Below are 12,484 nucleotides of genomic sequence, written 5' to 3'. Positions count from 1 at the left end.
CCACCGTAGGCGATCGGTCCGTCGATCCGTACGCCGACCGGGCCGTGCGCTGCGGGATCGGCGCTGGTTAGCACGTTTTCCGCGACCCCACAAGGTCCGCGGGGAGGAGTGCGGGCGGCTCATCTCGGACCCCGCGCAGGATCGAAGGCAATCGCCTGGCAATCGAAGCTGGAGGAGTTGTCGATAGAAGGAGCAGTCGTGGTCTCGAGGCGAGGGTTTCTCACCGTGGTCGCCGTGTCATCGCTGGCGCTCACCGCCGGATGCGCGAGTGAGCGATCCGGCGGGCCGTCATCCGGAACGGGGCCGGGAGCCGACGGAACCCGCCCGCTGCCGATCCCGCCGCTCGCGACCGCGACCGTCGGCGCGGACGGCGTGCGCCGCTTCACCCTCGAAGCCAAGGCGGGCAGCACCGAGATGCGCGCCGGGCAGTCCACGCCGACCTGGGGTTACAACGGTTCGATCCTCGGCCCGACGCTGCGGGCCACCCGCGGCGAACAGGTCGCGTTCACCATTCACAACGCGCTGACCGAACCCACCACCGTGCACTGGCACGGTATGCACGTCCCCGCCGCGTGCGACGGCGGCCCGCATCAGACCATCGAGCCCGACGGCGTCTGGCAGCCGAGCTGGACCGTGGAGCAGCCCGCCGCCACCCTCTGGTACCACCCGCATCCGCACGGCAGCACCGAAAAGCACGTCTACCGTGGGCTTTCCGGCTTCTTCCTGCTCGACGACGCGGATTCCGCGCGTCTGGAGCTGCCGAAAGACTATGGCGTGGACGATATTCCGCTGGTCATCCAGGATCGCCGCCTCACCGCCGACGGCGCGCTGGACGAATCCGATCCCAGCGATATCGGCCTGCTCGGTGATCTCATCATCACCAATGGCATTGCGGGAGCGCACCTGGACGTCACCACCGAGCGGGTCCGGCTCCGGATTCTGAACGGCTCCTCCGGTCGCCTCTACAACCTGGCCTTCTCCGATGATCGCGAATTCCAGCTCATCGCCACCGACGGCGGCCTGCTCGGCGCCCCGGTTCTATTGCGGCGCATACAGATCAGTCCCGGCGAGCGCGTCGAACTCGTGGTGGAAGTACGCGCCGGTGATCCGGTCACCCTGCGCACCCTTCCCATCGATCAGCGCGCGGGCATCAAGAAACCCGCCGCCTTCGGCTTCGACGACACCTTCGACATTCTGCGCCTGCGACCCGCCGCGAAGGTGAAACCGTCCGCCCCCGTACCGGATTCACTGGTCGCCATCCCCGCCCTGGTCGCCCCCGGCACCCCCGCCACCCGCACCTTCGACCTGCGCTGGCACATGATCAACAACCAGCGCATGGACATGAACCGCATCGATATGACCATCCCGGTCGACACCACCGAGGTCTGGACCGTCCGCAACAGCGACGACTGGCCGCACAATTTCCACGTCCACGACGTCCAATTCCAGATCACCGCCGTAGACGGCCGCACCCCGCCCCCGGAACTCTCCGGCTGGAAGGACACCGTCTACACCACCCCCGGCCCCGCCTACACCCTCGCCATGCGCTTCGCCGGCCACACCGACCCCACCTACCCGTACATGTACCACTGCCACCTCCTCATGCACGAGGACGCGGGCATGATGGGCCAATTCCTCATCCTCGCCCCCGGCCAGCAACCCGCCCCCATGAAAATGGATATGCCCGGCATGGCAGGCCACGAGATGCCGGGAATGACCATGCCCGGCACGGGAACTCACGGCGGCCACGGCTGACCTCACCCCGCTATTTCAGGCCCGACCTCGCCATCCCGGCACGTTCTTGGCCGGGATCCACACCTTTGGATCGCCACGCGCGAGGTGGATTCCGGCCAAAAGCACGCCGGAATGACGAGGAGGCGCGGACCCGCGCTCATATGCGTGAGGCCAGCATCGCGGTGCCCAGCAGGGAGGCGCTGATCGCGTCACCGGCGTACACCCTCATCTCCGATTCGTACCCGGCAATCGCGCGCAGCGGATCATCCCGTCCCGCGGCCAACGCGGTGGCCAGCACCGCCGCATCGCGCAGTGCGGTATTCGCGCCGAGCCCACCGGCGGGGCTCATCACATGGATCGCGTCGCCGAGCAGGGTGACGCGGCCGCTGGGCCGGGTCTCCAACGCCGCTGCACTGCGAACCGTCATGGCGGCGAACCCGTCAGGGTCCGCCGCGGCGAAAACTTCGCGCAGCGCGGGATGCCAGTCGGCGGTGGCGTGCTCGATCGCGGCTAGCACCTGTCCGGTGTCGGCGGTATCGGTCAGTCCGAATCGATCGCGCGGGCCGAACACCGCCCAGTACAGATAGTCCGCGACCGGCGTCAGGTCGGCCGTGAACTCCCACTGTCGGAATGTCATCGAATCCAGCACCGCCACAAACCCATTCGCGAACACGACCGATGTTCCAGTGAGCAGGGCTACCGGAATGGTCTCGCCGAGCGCACCGGTCAGCGTGGTTCTGCCGTATCCGCAGAGCGCACCGGTATCGGCCGGTTCGGCATCGGGCAGCAGCTGTCGCCGGACCACCGAATGCACTCCGTCGGCGGCCACGAGCACATCGGCGACCGCGCTCGTCCCATCCTCGAAATGCGCGGTCACGTGACCCTCGCCCTCTTCGACCCGATCCAGCGACTTACCGAAATGCACCCGATCGGCGATACCGTGCAGCAGCACCTCCCGCAGTGTCAGCCGGTTCGCGCTCAGATCGCCCGGCGCGTCCTCGGGCTCGGCGTCCTCGACTTCCGATGGTCGCCAGGTCTCGACCACCCGCCCCGCCGTATCCCGCAGCTCCGTATCGATGAACCGCCCGCCGGTGGTGCTCACCGCGCAGGTCGCGCGAAACGTCTCATACTCATCGGCGCTCAGGCAATCGGCGAGCGCACGCTGCCCGGTCTCGTCGATTCGAATGCGATACCCCTGGGTCCGGCTGTCCACGCCCGGATCCTTCTCATAGACGTCGAACTCGATCCCGCGTTTACGCAACCCCTGGGCCAGAGCGAGTCCGCCGAGTCCCGCGCCGATGATCGCGATCCGAACCATGCCAATACCTCAATCTCCATTAGCGCTCGTCACCGCACGAACCGTGCGAATTCACCCTGCGCGCCCCCGCTTGCGCCCGCCTTGCGCCGCGCTGGCATCGAAAAGCGGTCGGAATCGGTGTCCCCGCGTCGTCGCGCGCGAGACGCGGGTCATATGGTGTGAGGCGAGATTGCCCGATCGGGCGGCAGTATCGGCCCAGCGGAAAACAGGGAGCAGTTCGTGACGAGCATGTGGGGCGCACCGTTGCGCACGCGGTGGCGTGGGTCGCGTCGAAACGATCCGGAGCAGGCGCGTTTCCTCACCGTGGCCTCGGCCAAGTGGATGCTCGCCAATCGCGCTTACACGCCCTGGTACCTGGTGCGGTACTACCGCCTGTGGAAGTTCAAGATGGCCAACCCGCATATCGTGCTGCGCGGCATGGTCTTCCTGGGCAAGAACGTGGAAGTGCACGCCACCCCCGATCTGGCCCGCCTGGAAATCGGCAAATGGGTGCATATCGGCGACGGCAACGCCATTCGCTGTCACGAGGGTTCGCTGCGCATCGGCGACAAGGTGGTGTTCGGCAAGGACAACGTGGTCAACACCTACCTCGATATCGAGATCGGTGAATCCACCCTGGTGGCCGACTGGTGCTACATCTGCGATTTCGACCACGTCACCGACAACATCGACATGCCCATCAAGGATCAGGGCATCGTGAAATCCCCGGTCCGCATCGGCCCCGACACCTGGATCGCCGCCAAGGTCACCGTGCTGCGCAGCACCCGTGTCGGCCGCGGTTGCGTGCTCGGCGCGCACGCCGTGGTCAAGGGCGAGGTGCCCGACTACGGCATTGCCGTCGGCGCTCCCGCCCGCGTGGTGAAGAACCGCAAGGACGCCTGGGACGCCGCCGCCGAAGCCCGCGAAGCCCATATGGCCGCGCTCGCCGATATCGAACGCAAGAAGAACGGCGTCGCCGCGTCATGACCAGCTATGCCGCTTTCCTGCGCGGGATCATGCCCGCGAATCCGAATATGAAGAACGAGAAGCTCCGCGCGGTCTTCGAGGGTCTCGGGTTCACGAAGGTGGCATCGCTGCTCAGCAGCGGCAATATCGTCTTCGAGAGCCCCGAAACCGATGTGCCGGAACTGGAATCGCGGATTCAGGCGGCATTGCAGGCCGAACTCGGCATCGGTGGCGGCACCATCATTCGCAGCCGCGAGCAGTTGCAGGAACTGGTCGACTCGGACCCGTTCACCGGTCTGACCCATTGCCGCGAAACATATCTGACGGTCACCTTCGTCAAGGATGTCGCGGCGGGCCCACCCGGGGCGCTCGATGACACCACCGCCAAGGCCGTGCGCGTGCTCGCGTTCGACAAGCCCGCCGCCGCCGTGCTCTCGGTCATCGACAACACCGATCCCAGCACCACCAATTTCATGGCCTGGATCGAGAAGAGCTACGGCAAGGAGATCACCACCCGCACCTTCCTCACGGTCCAGAAGACCTTGAAGAAGCTGGGTGCCTGAGCCGATCCGGCCCGATACGCTGATGCGGTGACTTCGGGTCTTCGCACCGCCATCACCGGTCTGGCAGCTCTGGCCCTGACCGGTGCGCTCGCCGGTACCGCGCATGCGACACCGCCGGACGGTGTCAGCGCGGTCATCCTGTCCCGCACCACCATCGGCGATATGGATTACATCCTGCGCGAAATCACCATCGCGCCAGGGGGTTCCACCGGCTGGCACTATCACGACGGCACGCTCTACGCGATCTTCCGCCAGGGTCAAATGTTCCACTACGACGCCAATTGCGAACAGGACGGCGCGGGCGGTCCGGGCACCCCGATCGTCGAGCGCGCCGGTAGCGGCAATGTGCACATCGAACGCAATCTGGGCACCGAACCGCAGATCCTGGATGTGCTCTACGTGCTGCCCGCCGGGAGTCCGCTGTCCGAGGACGCGCCGAATCCCGGCTGCCCCTTCGAATAACGCCTCAGAGCGCGGCGTACACCGCCTCGATCAGCCGATATGCCCGCCGGTCTCCGGCCAGCCAGTCCCGGCGCAGATTCGGGATGAACGCCATGGCGATACCGTTGTCGATATCGCCGATGCCGAACGCTCCACCCGCGCCCGGATGCCCGAATACGGTGGGGCGCGCGGCTTCCGGGACGATGAAGTTCTCACACGGGCGCATGAACCCGAGGCCGAACGCGCTCTCCAACCCGAGCGCGGCGTCGACCCCGCGCACCTGTTCGCGCACCGCGACCTGGAGCAGTTCCGGCCGAAGTAGGCTGCCCCGCACCAGATCTCGATAGAACCCGGCCAGTGCCCGGGCGGTGGTGAACATGCCGACGGCGGGCCAGCCGCCCGCCTGCACCTCGGGATTGTTGTACGAGCCTTTGGGCGCGGTGGTGCCGCGCAGCAGCATCGACTCCGGATCGTGGAAGATCTCGGTCAGCCGCGCCACGGTCGCCGCGTCCAGGGGATCGGTATCGGACCAGACCTGTTGTGCGGCAGGGGGAAACTCACTGCGCGCGGCACGTGTGCGCACCTCGGAGTCCGCGCCGATATGCAGTTCCGCGCCCAGCCGCGCCCGGGTGTACGCGCCGACGGTCGAATCGGTATGGCGGCGAACGAGTTCGCCGACCAGCCAGCCGAATGTCATTGCGTGATAACCGTGCCGGGTGCCCGGCTCCCATTCCGGAGTCTGGGCCGCGAGCCGCGCCGCCATCGCCCGCGCATCGGCTGCCTCGGCCACGGACACCGGCCCGTCGAACGCCGGTAGCCCGGCCTGATGGCTGAACAGTTCGACCGTGGTGGTCGATTCCTTTCCCGCACAGGCGAATTCAGGCCACCAGCGCCCGACCGGTTCGTCCAGTCGCACGCCGTGCTCATCGGCGACCTGGAGCGCGGCGGTCGCGGTGACCGCCTTGGTGCAGGAGAACGCCACGCACGGCGTCTCGCGCTCCCAGGCGCGCCCGGTCCGGGAGTCGGCGAGCCCGCCCCAGAGATCGACCAGCAGCCGATCTCCGGCGTAGACCGTGACGCCCGCACCCAGATTCGACCCGTCCGCGAAGCTCGCCTCGAAGACCTCGCGCACGCCCCGGAACGCCGGATCGGCATAGCCGTCGACTCGCACATCCATGCCGTGAATTAGAACACGTTACAGTTCTGCGCCGCCAGCGATCCCACGGGAAAGTCCGGCGCACGGCGCGCCGGGCTCAGTACGGCTGGTTCGGATCCCGTTCGGGCAGTGGACGTTCCACGATGACCGGGCGTCCGATCGGATTGCGCACCCCGCGCTTGGCGGACTGGTAGACCAGCGCGGTCTCCTGCGCCACCACATCCCAGGCGAAATCGGCGGTCAGGCGTTCGCGCGCGGCCCAGGCCCGATCCTGCGCGGCCGCCGGATCATCGAGCACCGTGCAGACCGCCTCGACAATGCCGTTCACATCGGCCGGTTCGAAGGACGCGCCGGTGACGCCGTCGGTCACCAGATCGCCGAGACCACCGGCGGTCGAGGTGACCAGCGGAGTGCCCGCGGCGGCCGCCTCGAGGGCCACGATGCCGAACGGCTCGTACCGGCTGGGCAGCACGATCGCATCGGCGCTGTGCAACCAGCCGAGCAGATCGGTGTGATCCAGGCGGCCCACGAAATTCACCGCACGCGCCACCCGATGCGCCCGCGCGCGCTCGCGCAGCCAATCGATCTGGGTGCCGATACCGGCGACGGTCAGCGTCGCGCCCGGATGCGCCTTGCGAATGCGCGGCAGCGCGGCGATCGCGTCCTGCACGCCCTTCTCGTATTCGAGCCGCCCGACGTACAGCAGCCGCGGCGGACCCGACAGCGGCGCACGCTCGCGGAAGGTCCACGAACTCACGTCGATACCGTTGCGAATCACCGTGACCGGTGTGCGCTCGGGGTTGTAGAGCCGCTCGACCTCGTCCTTCATCGATTCCGAACAGGTGATGAGCGCATCGGAATCGTGCGCCAGCCACCATTCGACCGAATGCACCTGCTTGTTGACCCGGCCCGATACCCAGCCGCTGTGCCGTCCGGCCTCGGTGGCGTGAATGGTCGACACCAGCGGCACGTCGTAGTGCTCGGCCAGCGTGATCGCCGGATGCGCGACCAGCCAGTCGTGCGCGTGCACCACATCGGGGGTCCAGCCCTCGCCGATGCCCGGCTTGTTCAGCGCGATGCCCGCGCGCACCATGGCGTGGCCCATGGCCAGGGTCCAGGCGAGCATGTCGGTGCCGAAATCGAAGACCGGCGGGTCCTCGGCCACCGCGACCACCAGCACGCCGTCCTCGATGAACGAGTGCGTGGGGTGCGTGGTGGCGTCACTGCCCATGGGGCGGCGCGCCAGCACGACGACCTCGTGCCCGGCGGCGGCCAGCTCGGTGGCCAGGTGATGGACGTGGCGGCCCAGCCCACCGACTACGACGGGTGGGTACTCCCACGACACCATCAAAATCTTCATTGGGGTCCTTCTGAAGCGGGGCCGAGCCTGCGCGCGTCGAGCGCCGGGAAGAATCCGTCGGCCGCGTACCATCCTGCCGCCAACTGCTCCGCTTTGGCGAGTTGTCCGGCGGCCACCGCGGCCGCGATCTCGCGCACGGCGTGTGCGTGTTCATGGGCTCGGTCACGTGCGTAACCCGCCGCGGAATCCTTGGAGACCATGAACGCCCAGTCGCTGGAGACGGTCAGAATGGCCTCGCGCAACAGCTGATCGGCGACCCGGTCGCGCAACCCGCCGAAGCTGGATTCCCCATCGCCGGAAGGGATTTCGACGCGCATCTTGTCCAGGGTGTCCAGTGCGAGTCGCACGATCTCGGCATTCAGATCGACCAGATCCTGGACCTGATCCCCGGCCCACACCCGCCAATCCTTGCCCGAACCCCACGAGGAGTCGCTGAGCTGCACCGATTCCCCGACATAGCCGTTGGCGCGGGCATCGGCGAGGGTGCCGACGGTGATGCCCGCCTCGGGCAGCGCGCGCAGCACCTGCTCCAGCCACTGCGGACCCTCATGCCACCAGTGGCCGAAGAGTTCGGTATCGAATGCGGCCACGACCAGGGCGGGACGGCCGATGCGCGCGGATTCGGCAATCAGCCGCTCGCGCACGGTCGCCACGAAATCGGCGACATCGTGCTCGATGGCCGCCGCGGCGAGTGCGGGATCGTAAGGGGCCTTGTCCGGACCGGACACGGTCTTACCCGTCACCCGCGACGGTTTGAGACCGGTGGCGTGATCATAGTGATGGAAATCACGGTAGGCGGCATGCCCCGGATACCCGGATTTCGGCGACCAGACGCGATAGCTGACGTGCAGATCGCGTCCGAACGCCAGCACGTCCGAGTCCCACACCGGGCGGCCCAGGGTGGTGTCGCCGCGCAGCGCCGGACCATCGACCATGAAGTGCGTCACACCCGCGGCGTCGTAACCGCGTTCCATTCCGGGCGTGAATCCGCATTCGGGAGCCCAGATTCCGGTGGGGGTGTGACCCCAGCGCTGCCGGGCGTCGGCCAATCCTTCGCGCAGCTGGTAGGCGCGCAGGCGCTCATCGAGCAGCGGCTGGAACGGATGCGCCAGCGGACCGCCGAGCAGTTCGATCGCCTCGGCGTCGATGAGTTCGCGCCACACCGGCGACGCGCCGTGCCGCCATCGGGTTTCGAAGTCCTCGAGCGATTCGCTCGCCAGCCGATGCTCATGGCTGCCCAGCGCGACATTCCCGGACATGGACGCCTCATCGGCGCGCAGTCGCCAATTGCCCAGCCAGTGATGCATGCCGGACAGGCTGTGCGGGTCATCCAGCTGTGCCGCGAGCACCGGTGTGATACCCAGGCTCAGCAGATGCGAACGACCCTCTGCCGCAAGGGTTCTCAGCACCTTCGCGACGGGAAGATAGGACGCCGCCCAGGATTGGTACAGCCATTCCTCACCGACCGGCCAGCGCCCGTGATGCGCCAGCCACGGCAGGTGCGAGTGCAGGACCAGCGTGAACTGGCCCGGCACGGGAGTCGCCTTACCGCTCACGGTTTCACCGCGATGGCGACCAGATCGAGGCTGGCATCGATATCGGAGTCGGTATCGGCGAGCAGTTCGAAGTCCTCGGTGCGCACCGCGGCGACATCGGCGGCCAGGTCGGCGGGCCACGGCTCGCCCGCGATGGCGCGCTCGATCTGCGCGTCGATGAGCGATCCGCCCCACTTCTCATCGAGGGCGGTGATGGCCGCGCCGTGGAATACGCCCGCCATCAACTCGACCTGGAAACCGGCCTCGACACAGAGTTCGGTGAGTTCGGCGGCATTGAGTTCGCGGGTGTGGAACGGATTCAGGGGAGTGTCGCGCCCCGGCGAGAAAGTGATTCGGTTGGGCGTGCTGATCAGCAGTTTTCCACCGGGCTTGAGCACCCGCAGGCATTCGCGAATGAACTGCGACTGATCCCAAAGGTGTTCGATGACTTGGAAATTCACCACGACATCGACCGATTCGTCGGCCAGGGGCAGATCGGCGAGATTGCCCTGCACCATTTCCACGGCCGGGTACTTGGCGCGCACGTGGGCGACGGCGCTGTCGTCGTAGTCGAGTCCGGTCACCTTTTCGGCAACCCCGGCGATCATATTGGCGCCGTAGCCTTCTCCCGATCCGGCTTCGAGCACGGTCTTACCGGCGCAGTGCTCCAGCAAACGCGCATAAGCGATTTCGTGCCGACGGAACCAGTAGTTCTCCTCGGCAATACCGGGCACCGTCCGTTCACCGGTCAAAGGCAGCGGATCGGTGTGGTTTTCGGTGGGTATCACGGCCTCGCTCATTGGATCGACGTTAGCGGTTGCCCATATCACAGCGACGACCGGATCGGCCGATGGAGAACATCACAGCCTAAGTTACCCACGAGTAACTTAACGTAGGGTAATCTCCAGCGCGAGCTACTTGTGGACGTACGGACGGACAGATCGTGCGACCGCCACACCCGTGCCATCAGAACAGGAGGTCGACGAAGACCCATGCCGAACATCGTCGTACTGATCAAGCAGGTTCCTGACACCTGGTCCGAGCGCAAGCTGACCGATGGTGACTACACCCTCGACCGCGAGGCCGCCGACGCCATCCTCGATGAGATCAACGAGCGCGCCGTCGAAGAAGCGCTGCTGATCAAGGAGGCCCAGGGCGGCGAGGTGACCGTGCTGGCCATGGGCCCGCAGCGTGCCACCGAGGCCATTCGCAAGGCGCTGTCGATGGGTGCCGACAAGGCCATCCACATCAATGACGACGCGATCCACGGCTCCGACGCCGTGCAGACCGCCTACGTGCTGGCCGCCGCTCTCGGCCAGATCGAGGGCATCGAGCTCGTCATCGCCGGTAACGAGGCCACCGACGGTCGCGCGGGCGCGGTTCCGGCGATCATCGCCGAGTACCTGGGCCTGCCGCAGCTGACGCACCTGCGCAAGCTGACCGTCGACGGCGACCGCATCTCCGGTGAGCGCGAGACCGACGAGGGCGTCTTCAAGCTCGAGGCCTCGCTCCCGGCCATCGTCTCGGTCACCGAGAAGATCAACGAGCCGCGCTTCCCGTCCTTCAAGGGCATCATGGCCGCGAAGAAGAAGGAAGTTCAGACCTTCACGCTGGCCGATCTGGGCGTCGACCCGGAGACCGTCGGCGTTGCGAACGCCGGCACCCAGGTGACCGGTGTGACCCCGAAGCCGGCGCGCACGGCGGGCGCGAAGATCGTCGACGAGGGTGAGGGCGGCCAGCAGATCGCCACCTACCTCGTCGGTCAGAAGATCATCTAAAGCCCCCGAGCCGAACCAACTTCAGGAGAAAGAACAATGGCAGAAGTACTCGTGCTCGTGGAGCACGCCGAAGGTGCGCCCAAGAAGGTGACCACCGAACTGCTCACCGCCGCTCGTGGTCTGGGCACCCCGGCCGCCGTCGTGGTCGCCACCCCCGGCACCGCCGACAAGCTGGCCGATGCCCTGGCCGCCGCCGGCGCCGAGAAGATCTACGTCGCGGAATCCGATGAGGCCGAAGGCTTCCTGGTGACCCCGAAGGTCGACGTGCTCGCCGGTCTGTCCGAGTCCGCCGCCCCGGCCGCGATCCTGGTCGCCGCCACCGCCGACGGCAAGGAGGTGTCGGGCCGCCTTGCCGCGCGCATCGGCTCCGGTCTACTCGTCGACGTCATCGCGATCGATGCCGATGGCACCGCGCAGCACTCCATCTTCGGTGGCGCGTTCACCGTGGCCGCCAAGGCCACCGGCGATGTGCCGGTCATCTCGGTGCGCCCCGGCGCCATCGAGGCGGCCCCGCAGGCCGGCGCCGGCGAGAAGGTCGTCGTCGAGGTGCCCGCCCAGGAAGAGGGCGTCACCAAGGTCGTCTCCCGTGAGCCGAACGTCGGCGGCGATCGCCCCGAGCTGACCGAGGCCGCGATCGTGGTCTCCGGTGGCCGCGGCGTCGGTTCGGCCGACAACTTCGGCAAGGTCGTCGAGCCGCTGGCCGACGCCCTGGGTGCCGCAGTCGGTGCTTCCCGTGCCGCTGTCGACTCGGGTTACTACCCGGGCCAGTTCCAGGTCGGTCAGACCGGTAAGACGGTCTCCCCGCAGCTGTACATCGCCCTGGGTATCTCCGGCGCGATCCAGCACCGCGCGGGCATGCAGACCTCGAAGACCATCGTCGCCGTGAACAAGGACGAGGAAGCCCCCATCTTCGAGATCAGCGACTACGGCATCGTCGGCGACCTGTTCAACGTCGCCCCGCAGCTGACCGAAGCCGTGAAGGCCCACAAGGGCTGAAACGCTTCGCGCTGAGCGCATTACGATCGGCCCCCGGCTTTTCAGCCGGGGGCCGATTGGCATTTTCGGACTACCCGCCGCATCGGGGCCGGGCCGCACATGTGAAGATCGTCAGGCTTGTCGAGGTTCGCGAGGTGTTGCGCCGTGGGGCGACGTGGAAGAGAAGAAGCGTCGGACGGTCGTGCCGATGCCGGGACGGCCGATGCCCCCGGACTGCCCGGACTGCCGGATATCGTCGCCGCGTTCCACTGGGACCTGGCCGAATGGCTCGGCACCGATGCGCCGCCCAAGGTATTCGACCGGCTCTCCGGTGCACTGGACGAGGCGTTCACCTCGGTGGTGACCACCGGGCACGCGGTGGATCGCGAAACCCTGCTCGGCGGACTGTGGTCGGCGCGAAACCTACAGCCGGGGTTGGCGATCGAGGTCTCCGATGTCCGGGAGATCGCGCGCAGCGGCAATCTCATCGTGCTGCGCTTCGTGGCCGAGAACATCGTCGGCGAAGTGAAGACGCGCCGGACGGTGACCGCGGTCCTGGTCACCGACGGCCGCACCTACCTCTGGCGGACCGTGCACGAGACCGCGGTTCCGGAGTAGTCGAATTCGCCGGTGCCGCGCCCGGCCGGTTGGCGGAAAACCAAGGCGCGCCGGAAATCTG

Annotated in this window: 12 protein-coding genes; 7 read left to right on the top strand and 5 right to left on the bottom strand. The window is 67.2% G+C overall.

The features are described 5' to 3' along the window. Positions 1–198 precede the first annotated feature (198 nt). Positions 199–1,755, top strand: a complete 1,557-nt coding sequence (locus ACFVUS_RS13845; protein ID WP_387764872.1) for a multicopper oxidase family protein — start codon at positions 199–201, stop codon at positions 1,753–1,755. Positions 1,756–1,891: 136 nt separating this feature from the next. Here the strand turns inward: ACFVUS_RS13845 and ACFVUS_RS13840 are convergent, their stop codons facing one another. Beyond that, positions 1,892–3,052, bottom strand: coding sequence for an FAD-dependent oxidoreductase (locus ACFVUS_RS13840; RefSeq protein WP_387764870.1), 1,161 nt, complete (start codon positions 3,050–3,052; stop codon positions 1,892–1,894). Positions 3,053–3,271: 219 nt separating this feature from the next. Between ACFVUS_RS13840 and ACFVUS_RS13835 the strand changes: the two genes are divergently transcribed. From ACFVUS_RS13835 to ACFVUS_RS13825, 3 genes are read left to right on the top strand one after another with little or no spacing between them, the layout of a single operon-like run. Continuing rightward, on the top strand, positions 3,272–4,018 hold the full coding sequence (locus ACFVUS_RS13835; RefSeq protein WP_387764868.1) for an acyltransferase: 747 nt from the start codon (positions 3,272–3,274) through the stop codon (positions 4,016–4,018). Further along, entirely contained in the window at positions 4,015–4,560 is a 546-nt protein-coding gene (locus tag ACFVUS_RS13830; RefSeq protein WP_387764866.1) for a DUF1697 domain-containing protein, read from the top strand. The genes ACFVUS_RS13835 and ACFVUS_RS13830 overlap by 4 nt, the downstream gene beginning before the upstream one ends. A 27-nt stretch (positions 4,561–4,587) precedes the next feature. Beyond that, positions 4,588–5,022 (top strand): cupin domain-containing protein, encoded by a 435-nt coding sequence (locus ACFVUS_RS13825; protein WP_387764864.1) that lies wholly within the window; start codon positions 4,588–4,590, stop codon positions 5,020–5,022. A 4-nt stretch (positions 5,023–5,026) separates the two neighbouring features. On the opposite strand, the gene ACFVUS_RS13820 is transcribed toward ACFVUS_RS13825, so the two are convergent. The 4 genes from ACFVUS_RS13820 to ACFVUS_RS13805 all read right to left on the bottom strand — a co-directional run bounded on the left by ACFVUS_RS13820 (position 5,027) and on the right by ACFVUS_RS13805 (position 9,852). Next, positions 5,027–6,178 carry a serine hydrolase domain-containing protein gene (locus ACFVUS_RS13820; RefSeq protein ID WP_387764862.1) on the bottom strand — a complete coding sequence of 384 codons (1,152 nt, stop codon included), beginning with the start codon at positions 6,176–6,178 and terminating at the stop codon, positions 5,027–5,029. Between the two features lie 76 nt (positions 6,179–6,254). After that, positions 6,255–7,517 (bottom strand): glycosyltransferase family 4 protein, encoded by a 1,263-nt coding sequence (locus tag ACFVUS_RS13815; protein ID WP_375954989.1) that lies wholly within the window; start codon positions 7,515–7,517, stop codon positions 6,255–6,257. After that, positions 7,514–9,073 carry a 1,4-alpha-glucan branching protein domain-containing protein gene (locus ACFVUS_RS13810; protein WP_387764860.1) on the bottom strand — a complete coding sequence of 520 codons (1,560 nt, stop codon included), beginning with the start codon at positions 9,071–9,073 and terminating at the stop codon, positions 7,514–7,516. Before ACFVUS_RS13810 ends, ACFVUS_RS13815 begins: the two co-directional genes overlap by 4 nt. After that, a complete protein-coding gene (locus ACFVUS_RS13805; RefSeq protein ID WP_387764859.1) occupies positions 9,070–9,852 on the bottom strand; it encodes a class I SAM-dependent methyltransferase in 783 nt (260 codons plus the stop codon). Before ACFVUS_RS13805 ends, ACFVUS_RS13810 begins: the two co-directional genes overlap by 4 nt. A 192-nt stretch (positions 9,853–10,044) precedes the next feature. On the opposite strand from ACFVUS_RS13805, the gene ACFVUS_RS13800 reads away from it, so the two are divergent. From ACFVUS_RS13800 to ACFVUS_RS13790, 3 genes are all read left to right on the top strand, one after another. Beyond that, complete coding sequence (locus ACFVUS_RS13800) at positions 10,045–10,830, top strand: electron transfer flavoprotein subunit beta/FixA family protein (protein ID WP_387764857.1); 786 nt, start codon at positions 10,045–10,047, stop codon at positions 10,828–10,830. Positions 10,831–10,866: 36 nt separating this feature from the next. Beyond that, on the top strand, positions 10,867–11,826 hold the full coding sequence (locus tag ACFVUS_RS13795) for an electron transfer flavoprotein subunit alpha/FixB family protein (RefSeq protein ID WP_387764855.1): 960 nt from the start codon (positions 10,867–10,869) through the stop codon (positions 11,824–11,826). 144 nt (positions 11,827–11,970) lie between these two features. Continuing rightward, positions 11,971–12,423 carry a hypothetical protein gene (locus ACFVUS_RS13790; protein WP_387764853.1) on the top strand — a complete coding sequence of 151 codons (453 nt, stop codon included), beginning with the start codon at positions 11,971–11,973 and terminating at the stop codon, positions 12,421–12,423. The last annotated feature ends 61 nt before the right edge of the window (positions 12,424–12,484 follow it).

Source organism: Nocardia sp. NPDC058058 (assembly GCF_042885355.1).
Lineage (GTDB): Bacteria > Actinomycetota > Actinomycetes > Mycobacteriales > Mycobacteriaceae > Nocardia.
The sequence above is the reverse complement of the archived record's forward strand: the minus strand, read 5'-3'. Positions and strand labels throughout refer to the sequence as shown.

Coding starts and splice junctions, on each gene's coding strand:
- ACFVUS_RS13815 (WP_375954989.1), bottom strand. CDS start 7,517: ATGAAGATTTTGATGGTGTCGTGGGAGTACCCACCCGTCGTAGTCGGT.
- ACFVUS_RS13795 (WP_387764855.1), top strand. CDS start 10,867: ATGGCAGAAGTACTCGTGCTCGTGGAGCACGCCGAAGGTGCGCCCAAG.
- ACFVUS_RS13820 (WP_387764862.1), bottom strand. CDS start 6,178: ATGGATGTGCGAGTCGACGGCTATGCCGATCCGGCGTTCCGGGGCGTG.
- ACFVUS_RS13840 (WP_387764870.1), bottom strand. CDS start 3,052: ATGGTTCGGATCGCGATCATCGGCGCGGGACTCGGCGGACTCGCTCTG.
- ACFVUS_RS13805 (WP_387764859.1), bottom strand. CDS start 9,852: ATGAGCGAGGCCGTGATACCCACCGAAAACCACACCGATCCGCTGCCT.
- ACFVUS_RS13800 (WP_387764857.1), top strand. CDS start 10,045: ATGCCGAACATCGTCGTACTGATCAAGCAGGTTCCTGACACCTGGTCC.
- ACFVUS_RS13830 (WP_387764866.1), top strand. CDS start 4,015: ATGACCAGCTATGCCGCTTTCCTGCGCGGGATCATGCCCGCGAATCCG.